The organism is Sphingobacterium sp. JUb20 (assembly GCF_004342035.1).
Lineage (GTDB): Bacteria > Bacteroidota > Bacteroidia > Sphingobacteriales > Sphingobacteriaceae > Sphingobacterium > Sphingobacterium anhuiense.
The window spans coordinates 104,287-124,017 of sequence record NZ_SLYV01000008.1; the positions used below are offsets into that span (position 1 = coordinate 104,287).

Below are 19,731 nucleotides of genomic sequence, written 5' to 3' on the forward strand. Positions count from 1 at the left end.
AGCACTCAATCGAGTGCTTATTTTTTTTATTGTCATTTTCTTTAACAGTCTAATTACTATCTTTAACGATCAAAAATTATGAAATAAAAATTAGACCATGCAACAAACATTCGAAATTAATTCGGATCCTCATACCCGGTTGAATATACTTACTGGTGAACGTGTGCTCGTTTCTCCACATCGAAGTAAAAGGCCATGGCAAGGACAAGTCGAAGATGACAATCAAGAACAACGACCATCATACGACCCGAAGTGTTATTTGTGTCCGACGAACGAACGGGCTGATGGAGATGTTAATCCCGATTATAAAGAGAGTTTTGTATTTGTAAATGATTTTTCTGCACTCTTGAAGGATACGCCTACGGCAGATATCAATGAAGATGAGCTTTTTATTGCGGAATCTGAAAAAGGTATTTGTAAAGTTATCGCCTTTTCTCCACGACATGATCTGACACTTCCAGAAATGTCAGTTCTGGCAATCAAAGCGGTAGTAGATGTTTGGCAAAAGGAGTTTGCCGCTTTGGCTGAACATGAGTGGATAAAGTATATTCAAATATTTGAAAATAAGGGTGCTATAATGGGGTGTAGCAACCCGCATCCACATGGTCAGATATGGTCACAAAATCATGTTCCTGTGGAACTTCAGAAGGAGTCGAAAAATCAAAAGACATATTTTGACAATCATGGTGTTACCATGCTAAGTGCATATGTTCGAGCAGAATTGAGAAAAAATGAACGTATCATAGAAGAGAATGACAGTTTTGTTGCGTTAGTTCCATTTTGGGCATCATGGCCGTATGAGACGATGATCGTAAGTAAAAGACCTGTACAGAATATATTAGCTTTCACAGATCAGGAGAAAGAACAGCTGGCCTCAATTTTGAAATTGTTGACAACACGCTACGACAACTTATTTAATACATCATTTCCTTATTCTGCGGGTATGCATCAAGCTCCGGTGAATAGTGGAGACTTTCCGGAATGGCACTGGCATATGCATTTTTACCCACCATTGTTACGTTCTGCTACGGTTAAGAAATTTATGGTAGGTTATGAAATGCTGGCAAATCCACAGCGTGATATTACGCCTGAATTTGCAGCTCAACAATTAAGAAACTGCTCAACGACTCATTATAAAAACGTTTAATTTATGATTACTAAAGAATCTATACAGAATAAATTTACATCCATTTTTCAAGCAGAGCCTATTATTGTACGGTCCCCAGGTAGAATTAATATCATAGGAGAGCATACCGATTATAATGACGGGTTTGTGCTGCCAGCGGCTATCGATAAAGCGGTATATATTGCTGTATCTAAAAGAGATGATGAGTTGATCTCTTTATATGCCGAAGATTACAAGGCCGTCTACGAGATCAGTTTAAATGCTATTGCACCAACAGATTTACATTGGCCTAACTATATCTTGGGGGTTGTTGATCAAATCCAGAAAAGGGGTTTATTGGTTGGTGGATTTAATCTTTATATCGATGGTGATGTTCCCTTAGGGGCAGGTCTATCTTCTTCTGCCGCTGTAGAATGTGCTACGACTTTAGCTTTAAGTGAGCTTTTTGAATTAAATATTCCACGTTTGGAGATTCCAAAAATTGGACAATTGGCCGAGCATACTTATGCAGGAGTAAAATGCGGTATTATGGATCAGTTTGCTTCTACGTTTGGTAAAAAGGATCAGGTATTAAAGCTCGATTGCCGTTCTTTAGAATATGAATATGTTCCTCTGATATTGGATGGTTATACAATCATTTTGCTGAATACAAATGTAAAACATGCATTAGGAGATACTGCGTATAACAAGCGTGTGGAACAATGCAAGCAAGCTATTGATTGGGTTAAGGAAAAATATCCTGAGGTTGTCAATATGCGTGATGTGTCGGTTTCGATGTTGGATGAAATGGTGAAAGATAGAGATGCTGAAGTATATACAAAAACACGTTTTGTCGTTGAAGAAAGCGAACGGGTGCATGAGGCATGTGAGCATCTGAAAGCTGGTAATTTAAAAGCATTAGGACAAAATCTATTGGCGTCACATCATGGTTTGAGTCAAGAATATGAAGTGAGCTGTGCTGAGTCAGATTATTTGGTGGATTTTATCAAACAGTTTCCTGAGGTGCTGGGGGCAAGACAAATGGGGGGTGGTTTTGGTGGCTGCACGATTAATCTTGTGGAAAATGATTTTGTTGTCGCACTTATCGATAAGATCTCACCAGAATATTTCTCGAAATTTGGTAAGGAATTGACCGTAATACAGGTGAAAACAGATGATGGTACATCTGTTTTGTAATCAATAATCTAAAAAAGGTTTCTATCATTAAATAGAAACCTTTTTAGATCGTGTACTCATATGACAAATGCTATTATACCATTTCTTTTAAAAGCTTTAAAGCATAACTAATACTATTCACATTACTTAAAGCCAGCCTAAGCTGCTTTTTGATTTCTTTTAAATTACTAATCTCTGGGTGCTGCTGAACAAAAGCAAGTACTCTTCCAAATTGATCCGATTCGAAATAGGTTGATTTTGGGTTGTTAACGAAATATCCTTTTAAGGTGTTTTTCTTGTAGGATATTTTTTCAAATCCAATCTGCTTTCCAAACCATTGTAAGCGCAAAGTATTAAACAATTCAAAGACTTCATGTGGTATCGGACCGAATCGGTCTTCTAATGATACTGCAAAATCTGTCAGTTGGTCTTCATTTTCGAGTTTCGATATTTCCGTATATAGGTTATATCGCTCACTGATATTGGTTACATATTCATCAGGTATCAATACTTCCATATCGGTGTCGATCTGCGTAAAGGAGACATATTTGTGGTCTTTATCATCGGCAAAGACATCTGAGAATTCGTCTTCTTTTAATTCCTGAATTGCTTCATCAAGAATTTTATGATACATCTCAAAACCAATTTCGGCAATAAACCCAGATTGTTCTCCACCTAATAAATTTCCTGAGCCACGAATATCAAGATCGCGCATAGCGACATTAAATCCTGCCCCTAATTCTGAAAACTCTTCGATTGCTGATAATCGTTTATAAGCCTCTGGAGTAAGTGTCGATAATGGAGGGCTTAGCAGGTAACAGAATGATTTTTTATTTGAGCGACCTACACGTCCACGCATCTGATGAAGATCGCTTAGACCAAACATATGCGCATGGTTAATGATGATGGTATTGGCATTGGGAATATCCAATCCGGCTTCGATAATGGTTGTGGCAACCAATACATCAAAATCGTGATTGATAAACTTAAGCATAACATCTTCGAGATCATCACCTTCAAGCTGTCCATGCGCGATACCTACTCGTGCATTAGGGACTAATTTTTGAATCATAGCACCTAGTTGCTTAAGATCGGCAACACGGTTGTGAATAAAGAACACTTGTCCACCGCGTTCCAGTTCAAAGGATACTGCTTCCTGTATCAGTGTTTCATTGAATACATGCAATTCTGTTTGAACAGGTTGACGATTGGGGGGTGGCGTGTTGATTAAACTCAAATCTCGCGCCCCCATCAGCGAAAAGTGTAATGTACGGGGTATAGGGGTTGCGGTTAATGTCAGTGAATCGACATTGGCACGTAATAGTTTTAATTTTTCTTTAACGGAGACTCCAAATTTTTGTTCTTCATCAATGATCATCAAGCCCAGATCTTTAAATTTAACATCCTTACTTACTAGGCGATGAGTACCGATGATAATATCAATTTTCCCCTCAGCTAATTTTGCCAATGTTTCTTTAATTTGTTTTGCTGTTTTAAATCTATTAATATAGTCTATGGTACACGGTAGATCTTTGAGGCGTTCAGTAAAAGTTCGATAATGCTGATGTGCAAGAATCGTTGTTGGTACAAGTACTGCAACCTGCTTGCTATCTGCAACAGCTTTAAATGCTGCTCGTATAGCAATTTCCGTTTTTCCAAAACCAACATCACCACATACTAGACGGTCCATCGGATGTGGCGATTCCATATCACGTTTTACATCTGCAGTAGCTTTTTCTTGATCTGGTGTGTCTTCATAAATAAAAGAAGCTTCCAGTTCATTCTGTAAATAAGAATCTGGACTAAAGGCCGTACCGGTCTGTGCTTTACGTTTCGCATAGAGCATGATCAAGTCTCGGGCAATGTCCTTGACTTTTTTCTTTGTGGTTTTCTTTAGCTTGTCCCATACATCTGTTCCCAGTTTATTCATTTTTGGAATAGAACCTTCTTTTCCTGAATACTTGGAAATCCGATTTAAGGAGTTGATGTTTACGTACAGAAGGTCATTGTCAGCATAACTCAATCGGATCATTTCCTGAGATTTGCCATTGACTTCCACTTTCTCAAGTCCAGCATACTTTCCGACACCATGGTCGATATGGGTAATATAATCACCTGGTTTAAGATCTCGCAGATCTTTTAACGTGATGGCCTGACTTTTTTCATAACCTTTTTTTCGCTTGTACTTATAATATCGATCAAAAATTTGATGATCTGTATAGCAGGCTAATTTGACATCATCGTCCCTAAATCCTTCTCTGAATCCTTTATGGACAGGAATAAAGGTAACTGTTTTGTCGAGATCTTCTAAGATTTTATATATCCGCTCTATTTGTTTAGGCGAATCTGAGAAGATTAGATTTTCGATTTTATTTTTCTCATTCTCTTTGAAATTATGGATCAACAGATTGAAATCTTTATTGAATGAGGGTTGTGGGTGGATATCAAATTTGATTGTCGTTTCGGCTTTATAGAAGAATTGTTTTCCGAATTCGACGATTGGGAAATCGAAAAGGAGTGCATTGAAATTTTTTTCGTCAGAAAATCCATAAGCGGGATTTATCCACTCTGAATTGTCTTTCTTTTCTTTTTCTGATAAAGCATTCCAAAACTCGGTTGCTTTTTTATTTCCATCTTTTATCGTATCCAATGTGAACTGAACATCTTTTATCCAAACAACTGCATCTTTGTCAATATACTCCAAAAGGGAAATATTTTGTGCACTTAAGAATTTAGCCTGCACATTGGGGACGATGGTTACTTTATGAATTTTTGATACAGACAGTTGGGATTCAATCTCAAATGTTCGAATGCTCTCAATGTCATCTCCAAAAAATTCTATTCGGTAGGGAAGATCATTAGAAAAAGAGAATATATCGACAATTCCCCCTCGAATGGCGTACTGTCCAGGCTCGTAAACAAAATCTACACGGTCGAAATCGTATTCAAATAGAAACTCATTGATAAAGTCTATACTTAATTTGGTGTTTTCGGTTATTTCTAACGTGTTTTTCTCCAGATCACTTCTATTAATTACCTTTTCAGCAATTGCTTCGGGGTATGTAACAACCATTTTTGGTAATTCGGAAGTATGATTTAGTACATTTAATGTTTCTGCGCGTTGTAAAACGTGTGTTGCATCAAGTTGTGTAAAATCAAAAGGTTTACGGTAGGAGGCGGGAAAAAATAATACCTGTTTATCCAGAAGGCTTTCCAGATCACTTAAGAAATAAGATGCATCTTCATGTGTTGGAAGGATAAAGAGGTAGGGGCGTTCTTGTAGGGTATAACTCGCTACTGCAACAACGGCATCAGATGAACCGATAAGGCCTCTTAAATGGACTTTTGGATTTTTAGCTTGTATCGCTTTTGTCAAAGTTTGTGTCAACTCACTTTGACCATATTTTTCTATAATTTCTTTAATTCCCACGCGTTCACTAATTTGGAATATTGCGAATTTAGTTAAAATGATGGGTTGTTACAAAATAAGCTTTTGCTATCTGCTATAAATAACCAAAAAAATTAGTAAGGTCTCATTGTCATTGGTACTGGACGGTGTTGTAAAACTGTATTATAAGTTTGTATTTACATTTAATACTTTTATATAGTCTTTTAATGCTGTAGCATTTGCTGCATCAAGTATTTCTTGGAAATGCTCTCTATAGTCAAACTGATGGTCCTCATGAATTTTTTCATATTTTGACACAGCATGTTTTATTCTGCCAGCTATATATTTTTGAAGTTTATGTGCGGCAGATTGGTAAGATGAACCAAATAACGATGGGTACATCATGATGGCTCTTTCTAAAATGTAAATACGAAATTCTACTTCACTCAATTTATCTTTTGTGATTTTTTCGTGCTCGTTAACCATGCCGCTGGCTTGTTTTACCAATTTGCTTAATCCTACGAAATTGCTCATACTTGGCGTATTGTACACTTGTGATTCACCTATGTCAAAAAGTTTCTGTAGCTGTTTTCTCAGATGTTCAATGCGCTGTTCTAAGTCAGATTCATCTTCTAAAAGCTGAAAATGTAGTTGTTTGATGAGCATTTTATCTTTACTAATCAATCGGAGTAATAACTTGTCTTTTTCCTTTAAGGGAAGGTTAAGTACAGCTTTTTTTAATTCGGGATCTTGATGAATTGACATGATTTAAAGATAGGTGAAAATTAATGATTTTTAAAATTAGTAACGACGATGTATGCCCTACCTTAAAAAGCGGTTGGCTAATTGTTCATCCTGATGTTACTATAAAATCAAAATTTTAATAACATTATTTTAATAGACCTTCTTGACGTACTACATCTAAAATTATTTATATTTGTAGATAAATACCTACATCCTAATAATCTTCCATTGATTTGAAACTGCTAAATATATTTTTCTGTACGTTAGTTTTTGCGAATACGGCTTTTGCGGATTCTATTAAGCTTGAGGATTTGTTTTCCAGTAAGAGTCGGATTGAATATTTAATCAAACAAGAGAGGGATTTTGGGACTGATACTATTGCTTTAAAAAATTTTTTAAAGCCTATCATTTCTTATTCGAAGATATATGATGATGAGTCCTTGCTCATTGCATACGATAATATGCTTGCAAGAGGATTTGCCAATGTTTATGATTCGGCCAATGCTAGAAGCACAAATCTGTATTTAACTGCGATAAAAAAAGCAAAAAATACCAAACATAAAGAACTTGAATTTTGGACAAAAGTCAATTATGGGTTTTATCTGTATGATTTGCATAATTATACGGATGCATTTCCAGTTTTCTTAGGTCTACGCGACTTACTGCCTCAGATATCTCTGAAAAAACTTCCTAATCCTGATATTTCCCTACGTAATATGGCTTATTTTTTTGGTAGTATCGGTGATGCTGAGGCTAATATGGAATATCTAAATCTTGCCCGTAAACATGCAGCACCTCAATCAAGAGAAATGGGAAGTATCCTTGATGCATTAGGTACGGCATATCTGAAATTGGCAGATACTGTAACAGCATTTCGTTATTTTAAAGAAGTGGAGTCACTGTCTAAATTTAATGGTGACGAAGTTCGATTGGGTAAGGCACTTGGTAATCAGGCACTCATTTATCGGGGGAAAGGGGATTTCGGAAAAGCAGTTGATTTATTATTGGAAGATCTTGTTTATTCTGAGCGCAATAGTAGTAATCAGAATACCATGTACGCTTATATCTTATTGGCTCGAATTTATGTCGATCAGGGTAAATTAGACCTCGCTGAGAACGCGATCAAGCGAGCGAGTAATTACGCTACTCAAAAAGTGTATCTGAAAAAATCTGAAAAGGAGATTACGGAAGTTAGATTACAAATTGCTGTAAAGCGACAAGATGACCATAGCGAACTTTTAGCCAGGAGGAGACTGATTCAGATTAATGATAGTTTACAGCTGTGGAATAGTGATGAGAAACTGCAACAATTAAAATGGCTGGCGGATAAACAGAAATATATTCATAGAATAGAACTGGGCAAAGAACAATTCGAGAAAGAATTGTTTAAAAAGAGAGCGTACAGTATTGTTGTTGTATTATTATTGGCGTTATCGATAAGTTTGTATTTTCTTTTTAACAGAAAACTGAAGGTGCGTAGAATTATCTATGAGAGGCGTGTATTAGGCCTGCAGATGGAAAAGTATTTGTCTGACCAAAAGCTAATGGAAGCAAATAATAATTTATCTTCTTTTACTATATATCTAAAAGAGAAGAATGAGTATATCGCTAATTTGAAAGATGAAATAGAAACTGTAAAACAAACTTCGTTTTCTGTTATTGAGAATGAAAGGGGGCAACTACAAGCATTGTTGGAATCCCATTTAATGACTGAAGATAAATGGAGTTTATTTAAGGAAGCTTTTGTGAAGGAGTATCCGTTTTTTTACAATGATATCCTTAGAAAATTTCCAGAATTGACTGAATCAAATCTGAGATTCATATTTTTAGGTAAGTTAGGCTTAAAAAATAACGAGATATCTAATTTATTGGGCGTGACTGAGGATGCTGTGAAGAAAGCTAAACAGAGATTGAAGAAGAAAATAGGGGAAGACCGTTACACCGTATTGTCTTCGAATTTAAAATCGTAGCGCTGTCATAGGTGATCTCCACTTTCAAAGTCAAATATCTGTTTATGGATAAAAAATAAAAGGAGTTAACACTAAACGTTAACTCCTTTTATTTTTTTAATCGATTGGATTTTCCTGCAGGTATTTCTCCCACTTCCAAGCGCTATCCATCATTTCGAAGATGCCTAATTGTGCTTTCCAATTTAACTCATTGGTTGATTTTGTGACATCGCCATATACCTTGACGATATCGCCTTCACGACGTGGTCCTACGACATAGTTTAGTTTTTGGCCTGAAGCTTCTTCAAAAGCTTTTATAGCTTCTAAAACAGAATATCCATTTCCTGTTCCTACATTAAATACATCGTACTTTCCTTTAGGATTTCCTTTTTCCAATAATTTGATTGCTGCAACGTGTGCTTTTGCTAAATCTACAACATGGATAAAGTCACGTACACAGAAACCGTCCTTTGTATCGAAGTCATTTCCAAAAACAGTCAATTTATCGCGTTTTCCTATAGCTGTTTGGGTAATGAATGGAAGAAGATTTTGAGGAACTCCTAATGGTAATTCGCCAATTAATGCTGACTCATGTGCTCCTACAGGATTGAAATAACGTAATGCAATAATATTAAAATTGTCATATGCATTTGCAGTTTCTTCTAATATTTCTTCTGCAATCTGTTTGGTGTTACCATATGGAGAAGTTGCTTTTTTTACTGGGGCAGCTTCGTCAACAGGTAAGTAATCAGGTTCTCCATAAACTGTACAACTGGAAGAGAAGACAAAGTTTATCGGCTTTTCACGATAAGCTTCTAAAAGATTGATTAGGGAGAAGAAGTTGTTGTGATAATATTTTAATGGATTCTGAACGGACTCACCTACTGCTTTAGATGCTGCAAAATGAATGATACCGTTGATATCTGGATTGTTTTTAACAAATTCTAAAACTTTGGTGTCATCACATAGATCAAACTGATGAAACTCAGGCTTTATACCGATGATTTTTTCAATTTGATCTAACATTTTGATGCTAGAATTAGATAAGTTGTCAACGATAACCGGTGTATAGCCTGCATTATGTAATTCAACAACTGTATGCGAACCAATATATCCTGTTCCGCCTGTTACAAGTATTTTGCTCATTGTTTATAGTTATAATATGTAAAGTCTTTGTGATCTAAATGCTCAGTTGATACCTATCGATAATATGTCATCGTTTTTTTAATCTTATCGCTTCGGTTATTAAAATTCGTTTCCCAGCCTTATTTTCTACTTATTTCCAACAATTAGAAAAGGGTTTAATATCTTTGACGAATATAAGTATTATTTTACGAACATGCGTCTTCTTTATTCTTTAGGAATCCATCTTTATGGGCTTTTATTACGCTTAATAGCGCCTTTTCATCCGAAAGCAAAGCTTTGGGTAGAGGGGCGTAGGGACTGGTATGCACGCATGAATCAAACGGTTGAAACGGGTCAAAATCACATCTGGTTTCATTTTGCTTCTTTGGGTGAATTTGAGCAGGGAAGGGCTGTTTTGGAAGGGATAAAAAAAGATTTCCCCTTAAAAAAAATTGTTATTACTTTTTATTCTCCCTCGGGATATGAAGTTCGTAAAAATACAAATTTAGCAGATTACGTTTTTTATTTACCTGAGGATACAGCAAAAAATGCAAAACTGTTTATTGATTTAATTAATCCTGAGTTTGTAGTTTTTACAAAATATGAGTATTGGTATCATTATTTTTCTGAGCTGAAAAATAGACAGATATCATTATTGATGATTTCTGCCATTTTCAGGCCTGATCAAATTTTCTTCCAGCCTTATGGCGGTTTTTTTCGAGAGATATTGAGTGCTGTGACTTATTTTTTCATGCAGAATGAAGAAAGTGTTCATTTATTGAAAGAGCATGGATTTAGAAATGTTGGGTTAACAGGGGATACGCGATTTGATCGTGTGGTTGAATTGCCTAAGCAGAGAAAACAGATCGATGAGGTTACGCAATTTGTCGCAGAATATCCAGTTTTGGTTGCGGGTAGTACTTGGCAAGAAGATGAGCAGTTATTAAAAGATTTAATGTTGAAATTTCCGAAGTGGAAGCTGATATTGGCTCCACATGAAATTCATGATACTCATATAAGGGCAATTTTAGCGTTATTTCCTGATGCTTTACAATTCTCTAAATATGTTTCGTATGCTGATGAAAGAGTAGCACATGCTCAAGTGCTGATTATTGATAATATTGGCATGCTGTCGTCGCTATATGGTTATGGAAAGATGAGTTATATCGGCGGAGGCTTTGGAATTGGTATTCATAATACATTAGAGGCTGCTACTTATGGTATTCCCGTTATATTTGGTCCTAAATATCATAAATTTCAAGAGGCTAAAGATCTGATTGAGCAAGGCGCTGGGTTTTCAATTCAAAATCGGGAAGAATTGTATAAAGTGTTTACATGTCTGCAGGATAGTGTAAAAAGAGAATATTCCGGGAAACAAGCAAAATGTTTTGTGCAGCAGCATGCTGGTGCTACTGCAATTATTATGAAATATCTTTATTCTTCTAAATTATTGAAGTAAGGTGTTTATGAGAAATATGATCGAACTTTGATCATAAAAGTTTGATCATTTAATCTACAATAAACAGTTCTGACATAATGTGATCGGCCATGAGTTTTCCTGTATCTGTAAGGGTCAGCTGATTTTCAACTTGAGTTAACTGCTTGTTGTAGATGAACTCTTCAGCATTGTTCAATAATTGTTTTTTAACCTCTGATCCGAATTTATCTTCCACTATTGTAAGATTAATACCCCACATCGTCCTTAGTGAGGTCATCGTATATTCATTGATACGGTCTAAGGCTGATAATTCTTCAGTTTCCAAAGGAAGTACTCCTTGGTCGATATCGTGTATATATTTGGCATTATTCGCGATATTCCATGAACGTGATGTACCATTAAATGAATGTGCAGATGGACCTATACCTAAATAATGCTTTCCTTTCCAATAGTTCGTATTATGCTTTGCATACATCCCATTTTTAGCAAAATTAGAAATTTCATATTGTTCAAATCCTGCAGTTGTTAATCGATCAATCAGCATCAACATTTGATCCGCTGCTTGATCGCTATCTATTGCGGCAGCTTTTCCTGTTTTGATCATATGATCGAGCGCTGTTTTCTTTTCTACAGTCATCGAGTAGGATGAGATATGCGGAATCTGAAAATCCAGTAGCTTTTGCATATTCATTTTCCACTTTTCATCGGTTAATAATGGAAAGCCATAGATCAGGTCGCAGGTGATATTTTCGAATCCGGCATCTTGAACCCGCATAATACAGGATTCAGCTTCTTCTTGATTGTGTGCCCGGTTCATCCATCTTAGATCTTCTTCAAAAAAGGATTGAATGCCGATACTAAAACGATTGATTTCTGTTTGCCGCAGTTTCGCTACTTTTTCTCGCTTAAGATCGTCGGGATTAGCTTCTAAGGTAATTTCAACATTGGTGTCAATTTCGAAATGCTGCGATACTTTGTCAATCAGTCTGGAGATATCTTCCGCTTCTAGTATAGAGGGGGTGCCACCGCCAAAGTAAATGGACTGAATATTTTTGTCTTCCAGATAATCAGCTCTAAGTTCCACTTCCTTGTATAGCATGCTGAGCATTTCGTCTTTATATTTCAGTGACGTGCTGAAGTGAAAGTCACAGTAATGACAGGCTTGCTTACAGAATGGAATGTGAAAGTAGATCATGGGTACGTTTTATATGAAGGCAAAGGTAAAGGAAAATCCATATTTAAATGGATTTATTCTATTTCTTTGGTATACTGTTGCATGTTTTTATGAACTCTTCTTTTGATCCGATCGCGTAGATTACGGGGAGCAATAACCTCTATATTCTCGCCAAAGCCCAATATTTCTCGTTCCAGTTCAAAGTTTAAAACGACATCAAGACGAATCATGATACTACCATCATTATTTTTATCGATGATCTGTTGAGAGCTGTGTAATGGTTTGGTCTCTACATAAGGAGCATTGAAACTGTCAATTTTTAAAATTACTTTTTGGCCTCGGTCTTTGTGGCTTTTTGTTACGCCGATTGTATCGGCAAAGTAACGATCGAAATCAATTCCATCATAGGCTATGAAACCATTTTTTGCCATTTCATCAATATCTACAATACGATCAAGGGCAAGGTTGAGTAATAATTTTCCTTTTTTTGGTTTACAGATTAAAAACCACCTATTTCGGTATTCTTTTAAAAGGTATGGGTAATAAACATCTTGCGTTGGTGCAAGCGACTTAAATGATTTGTAGGTGATAAGTAAAGGTATTTCTTCGAGGATGGCATGATGTAAGGTACTGATCCAGTTCAAACCTTTCAGTAGTTTATTACTTTCCATTTGCACGACAGGTTTTTGAATTCCTACGGATTTAATGAGTGTATTTTCTAAACGTAAGATCATATCACTCATCTCGTCAAAATAAGAAAATCCATTAAGATGCTTGAGTAAATCCACGGCTTCTTTCATCTTCTTCATATCTAAGGAGGTGATGGGTGAATTACTGATGCTATATTTTGGATCACTATAGCTGTAAAATTTCCGATCTGTCACAATGATTGGAGCATTATATCCTAACTTATTGCTACGCATAAGCTGTATGTCTCCTTGAATCGTTCTTTTACTTATCCCATTATGGATACCTTCCAGTTCGTAAAGGGCATTGGATACTTTTTCAATGAGATCTTCTAACGTCCATTTGCGATGACGTTGACATAGACAACTGTCTATGGTTTTGTAGCGTATTAATGCAAGTTTATTGGTGGACATTTTCTTTTTGATGAAATTTTACAAAGTTAAATGTACAAAATTCATCTTTACTGCGCAATGTATTTGCGCATGAAGTTTTTTGTTAAGATTTTTTTTACATATATTCAAATTTATAAGTTTGATTTTCAGTTATATATGTATTTTTTTGTATTGTTTTTTAAAAATGTTTTTTGCTACGCAGTAAGGTTGCGTGATTAGGTGTGCACATTTGTAATGTCGATCAAGACAAATAGTTCTTTGAGAAATTAAGCGAATAGCTTTTAAGATATATACCTGAAAAGGTGTATGACATAGTGGATTATTTTAAAGTCCTCGTCTCCTGTTTCTGTATAGCAGGGTAGTATTATTTTAGTTGAAAATAATATGCTGACTTAAAAAACTACTATTGTCTCATGTTGGGGTCGTAGGTTCGAATCCTACCTCCGTCTCGAACGGAGTAACTCAGGGGGTAGAGTACAACAAAAAGGTGGGTTCGAATCCCACGCACATCTCAAAAGTGTGTCCATCGGTTGGAGGAGCGAAAGTTCCATGTTCAAGTTTAAACTTTCTTTAAAAAAGTTTCCACTTAATAAGCGCTTCGTCTCTCGTTTGGTTTTCTCTTTTTGTGAAAAGGGCAGACAATTGAATGGGGTCTTTGTAGTATAAAATAGGTTCTAAAGGCAACGATAGGGTTGAGGATAGTGGAATACTTAAAAGTAATACAGGAATGGGCTGTATTTTATTTAGGGATAAGCTGTCATCATTTTATTTTTCTTTTAGCCCACTTTTATATTCCGGTCATATTCAATAAACAGGAATCGAAGCGTTTATAAATAATAGGATGATCTTTTTGATCGCGAGAAAATGTTAGAACAATAATATATTCTGATAAAACACAGTGTTTTGTGTTGGGGAAGAGTATAATAAAAAATAAAATTAGAAATGAAAAGAGTAAGTATAGATATCAATCAATTGGGATTAGTTGTTAAAAAAAATCGTTATATCCGCGTAGTGCCTGCTGGAAAATACTGGCTAGGTTTTGGTGAAAAACTGGAATTATATGATTTGTCGAAGCCTTTTCCAGGTAGCTTGGATGTTGATGTATTGATGCAGCTTGCAGGTTTTTCGGTGTATGTGGAATTGGTGGAAGTTTCCGATAATGAGATCTGTCTGGTTTTTGTTAACAACAACTATAAGCAGGTACTAGCAGCGGGCAGGCATGTTTTCTGGAAGGGTTTATTAACCTATCATTTTCAAAAGGAGGATATTACTGATATAGAAATAGGAACGACAGTACATATGCAACTGTTGGAGAAGCAGACGTTGGCTTACTACGTACGGCAGTTTAAGTTGGAGCCTTCGGAAAAAGGTTTACTATTTCTTAATGGAGCATTTTCAAAGATATTGGAAGCGGGTACATATTACTGGTGGAAAAATGCGACATCCATCAGTATTTCAAAAGTAGATATACGATTGACGACTATGGATATTGCTGGTCAAGAGATTTTGACTAAAGACAAGGCGCAGATTCGGATTAATTTTTCGATACAGTACCAAGTTGTGGATGTACTGAAAGCAATGCTTGAAAACAAAGATTTTGAGAAGCAGTTGTATATGTTGATGCAATTGGCATTACGTTCTTATATAGGTCGAATGACTTTGGATGAACTGATGGACAATAAATCTGCAATCAACGCACATGTGCTAGAGGAGACTGCTTCACAGGTTGAATTGCTGGGTGTCCAGGTATTTCATGCCGGTGTTAAAGATATCATCTTGCCAGGCGATATCCGAGAGATAATGAATCAGGTACTGGTCGCGGAAAAAAAAGCTCAAGCCAATATCATCACGCGGCGTGAAGAAACTGCTTCTACAAGAAGCTTGTTGAATACAGCGAAATTAATGGAAGATAACGCGATGTTGTTTAAATTGAAAGAGATGGAATATGTGGAGAAGATTGCAGAAAAAATAAACAATATTTCGGTTTCGGGTAATGGTCAGATTGTGGATCAGCTGAAGCAGCTGTTTGTAAAATCATAGAGTTATCGTTTTATTTTAGCGTAAAACGGAGGTATAAATAAAGAGGCGCAGGGGACAGCGGTAAAGAGGTGCTGTTCCTTGCTTAAGAGAAATGAATAACCGATGTGAAAGATTGTCAATCTGTAAGCAATGGTTTCAGTACAATGGATTTGAGTAATATCATGATGGAAAATAAAAGAATAAATGGCAATGACTTAATTGCTTTAGGCTATGAAGAGAATTTTGCTTTAGGTGAAGCATTGAAAATTAATAAAAAGAGATTAGGGTTTACCCGTGAAGAGATGTTGTTGAAGTTTGCAGAAGTATTGGCCACTCCGGATAGCTATTTGGAGGATGGGCTATTCAAGTCGCTAGCGTCAGCACTTTTAAATGTTGATGAAGTAGCTAAAGCTACGATTTCTTTAAAGGAGGGGAAACAACAATACACTATTTATGGTGAGTCACAGATTGAAGAGGGGGCATTGCGCCAGATGGATCTAGCGATGAAGCTTCCTGTTGCAGTTGCAGGAGCATTAATGCCCGATGCGCATCAAGGATATGGTTTGCCAATTGGTGGGGTATTGGCTACTCATCATGCTGTCATTCCTTATGGTGTGGGTGTTGATATCGGTTGTCGAATGGCATTGTCAATTTTTGATGTACCCGAAGAGCATCTTTATCTGCATCATGATTTATATAAGAAAGTGATTATGGATAATACCAAATTTGGTGCTGGACATGGTTATTTAAAACATGAACGTGTTGACCACGCTGTATTAGCGAATAAAGCTTTTGAAGCGAATGATTTTATTCGTCAATTAAAGGATAAGGCTTGGACGCAGTTAGGCTCTTCTGGTGGGGGAAATCACTTTGTTGAATTTGGGGTCATGGAGTTTAAAGAAACAGATCGTACACTTGGTATTGAGAAAGGTCGATATGTGGCTTTATTGACGCACTCGGGATCTAGGGGATTGGGCGCAACTATTGCCGATCATTATACTAAATTGGCTAAAAAGCTTTGTTCTTTACCTTATGAAGCTCAGAATTTGGCTTATATGAGTTTAGATACTGCGGAAGGGCAAGAGTATTGGTTAGCGATGAATCTTGCTGGTGATTATGCTTCGGCTTGCCACGAGGTAATACATGAGAAAATCGGTAGGGCATTAGGTGCAGAGCGATTGGCGATGATCGAAAATCATCATAATTTTGCATGGAAGGAGTTACACCAAGGCGAGGAGGTGATTGTGCATCGGAAGGGAGCAACTCCTGCCGCGAAAGGGGTGCTGGGCATTATTCCTGGATCGATGGCAACTCCAGGTTTCTTAGTACGAGGGAAAGGAAAAGAAGAGGCAATTCATTCAGCTTCTCATGGTGCTGGACGTTTGATGAGCCGTACGAAAGCTATAAAAACCATAGCCCGTAAAGATCTAAAATCCATGTTGTCGGATAATGGTATCACTTTAATCGGTGCCGGATTGGATGAAGCACCAATGGCTTATAAAAATATTCACGAGGTGATGGCTGCGCAAGAAGATCTGGTAGATATTATCGCGAGTTTCTCTCCGAAGATTGTACGCATGGCTGATGATGGAAGTCGGGAAGATTAACATAAAAATAAGAGGCCAGTTTATTAACTGGCCTCTTATTTTTATGTTATTTCTTTTCCCAGATATTGTCGTTGGATTCAATATCTGCTAAGCGTAGCGATGGATCAATGATTACTTTTGCTGGTTTTTTTGTTAAATTGATCTCATAGGATGGCTGTGTCCAGTTCCAGTCTTCCAATGTTGTTCTTTTAATACCTTCGTATATCTTGAAGTTTTCCGATGGCTTTTCGCCTCTCATTTCACGTAATGGGATATAGAAAAGTTCTTTTGTGCCATCTTCATAGGTTACTAATAGATCAATAGGCATTGCAAAGTCGGATTTGTTCTGTAAGATAATTTCTTTATCGGTAACCGTTTTGATTGCATAATCAATCTTACGAGTCGTGTTTATAAAGAGGTTGAAGTACCATTTCAGATTGATTCCTGATATATTTTCTGCAATTCTTTTAAAATCATTCGGTGTTGGATGTTTGAATTTCCATTGTTTATAGAATTCTAAAAATGTTTTGTCCAAGTTATCTTTACCGATAATATAACCCAACTGTACTGCTAGTACCTGGCCTTTGTTGTAAGCTTCATTACTGTATGCATAGTTGGTGTTGTAATAATCGGCAAGTAGGCTTGCAGGTTCTTCTTTTCCTGATAAAGCTAGTTTGTAATATGCACGATAAGCTTCTATTGATGGGTTAGCTTCAATGGCTCCACGTTTTTCAAATAGATTTTGCATGGCAAGTTCTTCTACATAAGAAGTGAAACCTTCGTCAAACCATTCGTCTACGGTTTCATTAATGCCAAATAAGTGCTGGTACCACGAGTGGGCTGCTTCGTGGAAGATGACACCAACTAGGCTTTTTAAATTACGGCCACCTGTAACCAACGTTGCAGTTCCATATTCCATTCCTCCATCTCCTCCTTGGATAATGGTATAATTTGGCCAAGGGTAAGCTCCAAATGTCTTAGAATTGAAATCAAAAAACTCTGTTGCTAATCCAAGTGCTGTTTTCCAATTTGTTTTGACAGAATCGCTTTCTGGAATATATACTGTATAAACATGTACTCCTTGGTTGCTCTTCGCGGAGTCAACAACAAATTTTGGATCTGCAGCCCAAACAAAGTCATGGATGTTTTTAGCAACATAGTGCCATTGGACTTTATTATCTTTTGCTTTAATCCTTGGTTTTCCAACATAGCCTTTTACTTCTGTAGGGTTTTGTAAAACACCGGATGCGCCTAGAATATAATTTTTGTTGATATTGATGGTGATATCAAAGTCTCCAAATGGGGCGATAAATTCGCGTCCAATATACTCATCTAAGTGCCATCCAAATTCATCAAAATGTGCCATTTTAGGATACCATTGCGCCATGGATAAGGCGACTCCTTCTTTAGAATTGCGTCCCGATCTTCTGATTTGTTCAGGGACTTGGGCTTCCCAGTTCATCTCAAATGTTGCGGTTTCGCCGTCTTCAATTTCATTAGGAAGGGTCACTTCTAAAATGGTACCATCAACTTTGAAATTGGTGTTGTTACCATTCATCGTTAATGATTTTATTTTTTGATAACCAATTTGTTTTGCTGTTAATGTAGCAATACGGCTCTGGTATTTGGGTTTATCTTTTGTTCCAAGATTGGTGGTCATTCTTTTGTCTGGATCGGCAATGTTTGCCAGTCTGTTGTCCATCATTGATCCTGGTTGAAAGGCGTTGAAATACAAGTGGAAATACACTTTTTTGAGTGATTGTCCTGAATTATTACTGTATTTCAATTGCATATTTCCGTCATATTGATATGTCTTCTCATTCACATCAATGTTCATTTTATAATCTACGGTCTGTTGCCAATAGCCTTTTCGTTGTGCTGTTGCTGTCTGAAAGACGAACAATCCTACGATTAATGTGTAGAGGTATTTCAAATTCATGGTCCAAATTTACAAAAATGATTAGGAATTTGTGGAACTTAAAGAAGTGCTGTTTTGTAATATTTGTTTGATAAAGGGTTGTTTTTACATCTTTCAATTGTTATTTTAGATATATATCTAATCAAATTTATATGGAGGAAACCTATTATAAATCTTCAGGAAAAGCTCCGATTGGGGGAGTCCTATTTACTATTGTTGCTGGATTATGTGCTTCTGTTATTTTAGCTATTGTTTATATTGCTTTGCAATGGTTTATACCACTTGTATATTTCAATTTTTTAATCACATTTGGATTAGCATATGGTTTATTTTATGTCATTGATGTTCTTCTAAAGATAGGAAAAGTTAGGAACAGGATGATTGCACTTTTGCTTAATTTGATCTGTACCTTGATTGCCTGTTATGCGCAATGGTGCTTATTTGTTTCTTTGATGTTTAATGCGGAAGGTACAATGGGAGGTGATATATGGGTGAAGTCTTCCTTTAATTTGGATGGTTTTTTATACTTTCTATTTCACCCAACGGATACCTTTAGCGGGATTCAAGAATTAAATGCAGTTGGAACTTTTTCTCTACAGAAAAATGTTGTGAGTGGCTGGCCTTTATGGATTTTATGGGGTATTGAGGCGGCTACCATTATTATCTATCCTATGGTATTAGCCTTTTCGGGTAAGACAACTGAACCTTTTTCTGAGAGGGGTAATGAATGGATGAGAAAAAGGGATCTGGAAAAACAAATTGCTTATATCCAAAATAAGCAGATACTCGAACAGAATTTGCAAAAAAAAGATTTTACAAGCCTACAAACGTATCTTCAAAGTGATGATTTGGGTACTACGTTTGCAACTGTCACGATTTATGAATCTGACGCTGATAATTATCAATATATTTCAGTGGTTAATCATAAATTGGGCACAAATAAAAAGGGCGATATTGTTGATAATAAGACGAATGTCCTTACATACTTCAAGATCCCTGAACGTAGTCTTTAAAAATAGAAAAAGCGGAT

The 19,731-nt window shown here is 36.4% G+C and carries 13 protein-coding genes; 7 read left to right on the plus strand and 6 right to left on the minus strand.

Annotated features, from left to right (window positions below; translation table 11 throughout):
* Positions 1-97 precede the first annotated feature (97 nt).
* Both EDF66_RS14570 and galK read left to right on the plus strand, forming a co-directional pair.
* Positions 98-1,147 (plus strand): UDP-glucose--hexose-1-phosphate uridylyltransferase, encoded by a 1,050-nt coding sequence (locus tag EDF66_RS14570; protein WP_132843505.1) that lies wholly within the window; start codon positions 98-100, stop codon positions 1,145-1,147.
* Positions 1,148-1,150: 3 nt separating this feature from the next.
* Positions 1,151-2,302, plus strand: a complete 1,152-nt coding sequence (galK, locus tag EDF66_RS14575; protein WP_243656058.1) for a galactokinase — start codon at positions 1,151-1,153, stop codon at positions 2,300-2,302.
* A 73-nt stretch (positions 2,303-2,375) separates the two neighbouring features.
* Here the strand turns inward: galK and mfd are convergent, their stop codons facing one another.
* Together mfd and EDF66_RS14585 are read right to left on the minus strand one after the other, a co-directional pair.
* Positions 2,376-5,711 (minus strand): transcription-repair coupling factor, encoded by a 3,336-nt coding sequence (mfd, locus tag EDF66_RS14580; RefSeq protein ID WP_132771605.1) that lies wholly within the window; start codon positions 5,709-5,711, stop codon positions 2,376-2,378.
* Between the two features lie 141 nt (positions 5,712-5,852).
* Entirely contained in the window at positions 5,853-6,434 is a 582-nt protein-coding gene (locus EDF66_RS14585) for a hypothetical protein (RefSeq protein WP_021187994.1), read from the minus strand.
* A 212-nt stretch (positions 6,435-6,646) separates the two neighbouring features.
* Between EDF66_RS14585 and EDF66_RS14590 the strand changes: the two genes are divergently transcribed.
* Positions 6,647-8,383 (plus strand): tetratricopeptide repeat protein, encoded by a 1,737-nt coding sequence (locus tag EDF66_RS14590; protein WP_132843507.1) that lies wholly within the window; start codon positions 6,647-6,649, stop codon positions 8,381-8,383.
* 96 nt (positions 8,384-8,479) lie between these two features.
* Here the strand turns inward: EDF66_RS14590 and galE are convergent, their stop codons facing one another.
* Positions 8,480-9,508, minus strand: coding sequence for a UDP-glucose 4-epimerase GalE (gene galE, locus EDF66_RS14595; protein ID WP_021187996.1), 1,029 nt, complete (start codon positions 9,506-9,508; stop codon positions 8,480-8,482).
* Positions 9,509-9,701: 193 nt separating this feature from the next.
* On the opposite strand from galE, the gene EDF66_RS14600 reads away from it, so the two are divergent.
* Positions 9,702-10,946, plus strand: coding sequence for a 3-deoxy-D-manno-octulosonic acid transferase (locus EDF66_RS14600; protein ID WP_132771602.1), 1,245 nt, complete (start codon positions 9,702-9,704; stop codon positions 10,944-10,946).
* 49 nt (positions 10,947-10,995) lie between these two features.
* On the opposite strand, the gene hemW is transcribed toward EDF66_RS14600, so the two are convergent.
* A complete protein-coding gene (gene hemW, locus EDF66_RS14605; protein ID WP_132843508.1) occupies positions 10,996-12,120 on the minus strand; it encodes a radical SAM family heme chaperone HemW in 1,125 nt (374 codons plus the stop codon).
* Between the two features lie 53 nt (positions 12,121-12,173).
* Positions 12,174-13,199: a helix-turn-helix transcriptional regulator gene (locus EDF66_RS14610; protein ID WP_132771601.1), complete on the minus strand. Its 1,026-nt coding sequence runs from the start codon at positions 13,197-13,199 to the stop codon at positions 12,174-12,176.
* Positions 13,200-14,120: 921 nt separating this feature from the next.
* On the opposite strand from EDF66_RS14610, the gene EDF66_RS14615 reads away from it, so the two are divergent.
* Together EDF66_RS14615 and EDF66_RS14620 are read left to right on the plus strand one after the other, a co-directional pair.
* Positions 14,121-15,218 (plus strand): slipin family protein, encoded by a 1,098-nt coding sequence (locus tag EDF66_RS14615; protein ID WP_132843509.1) that lies wholly within the window; start codon positions 14,121-14,123, stop codon positions 15,216-15,218.
* A 164-nt stretch (positions 15,219-15,382) separates the two neighbouring features.
* Entirely contained in the window at positions 15,383-16,804 is a 1,422-nt protein-coding gene (locus tag EDF66_RS14620; RefSeq protein ID WP_197086419.1) for an RtcB family protein, read from the plus strand.
* 46 nt (positions 16,805-16,850) lie between these two features.
* On the opposite strand, the gene EDF66_RS14625 is transcribed toward EDF66_RS14620, so the two are convergent.
* Complete coding sequence (locus EDF66_RS14625) at positions 16,851-18,722, minus strand: M1 family metallopeptidase (RefSeq protein ID WP_132843510.1); 1,872 nt, start codon at positions 18,720-18,722, stop codon at positions 16,851-16,853.
* A gap of 131 nt (positions 18,723-18,853) precedes the next feature.
* Between EDF66_RS14625 and EDF66_RS14630 the strand changes: the two genes are divergently transcribed.
* Positions 18,854-19,714, plus strand: a complete 861-nt coding sequence (locus EDF66_RS14630) for a hypothetical protein (protein WP_132843512.1) — start codon at positions 18,854-18,856, stop codon at positions 19,712-19,714.
* Positions 19,715-19,731 lie beyond the last annotated feature (17 nt).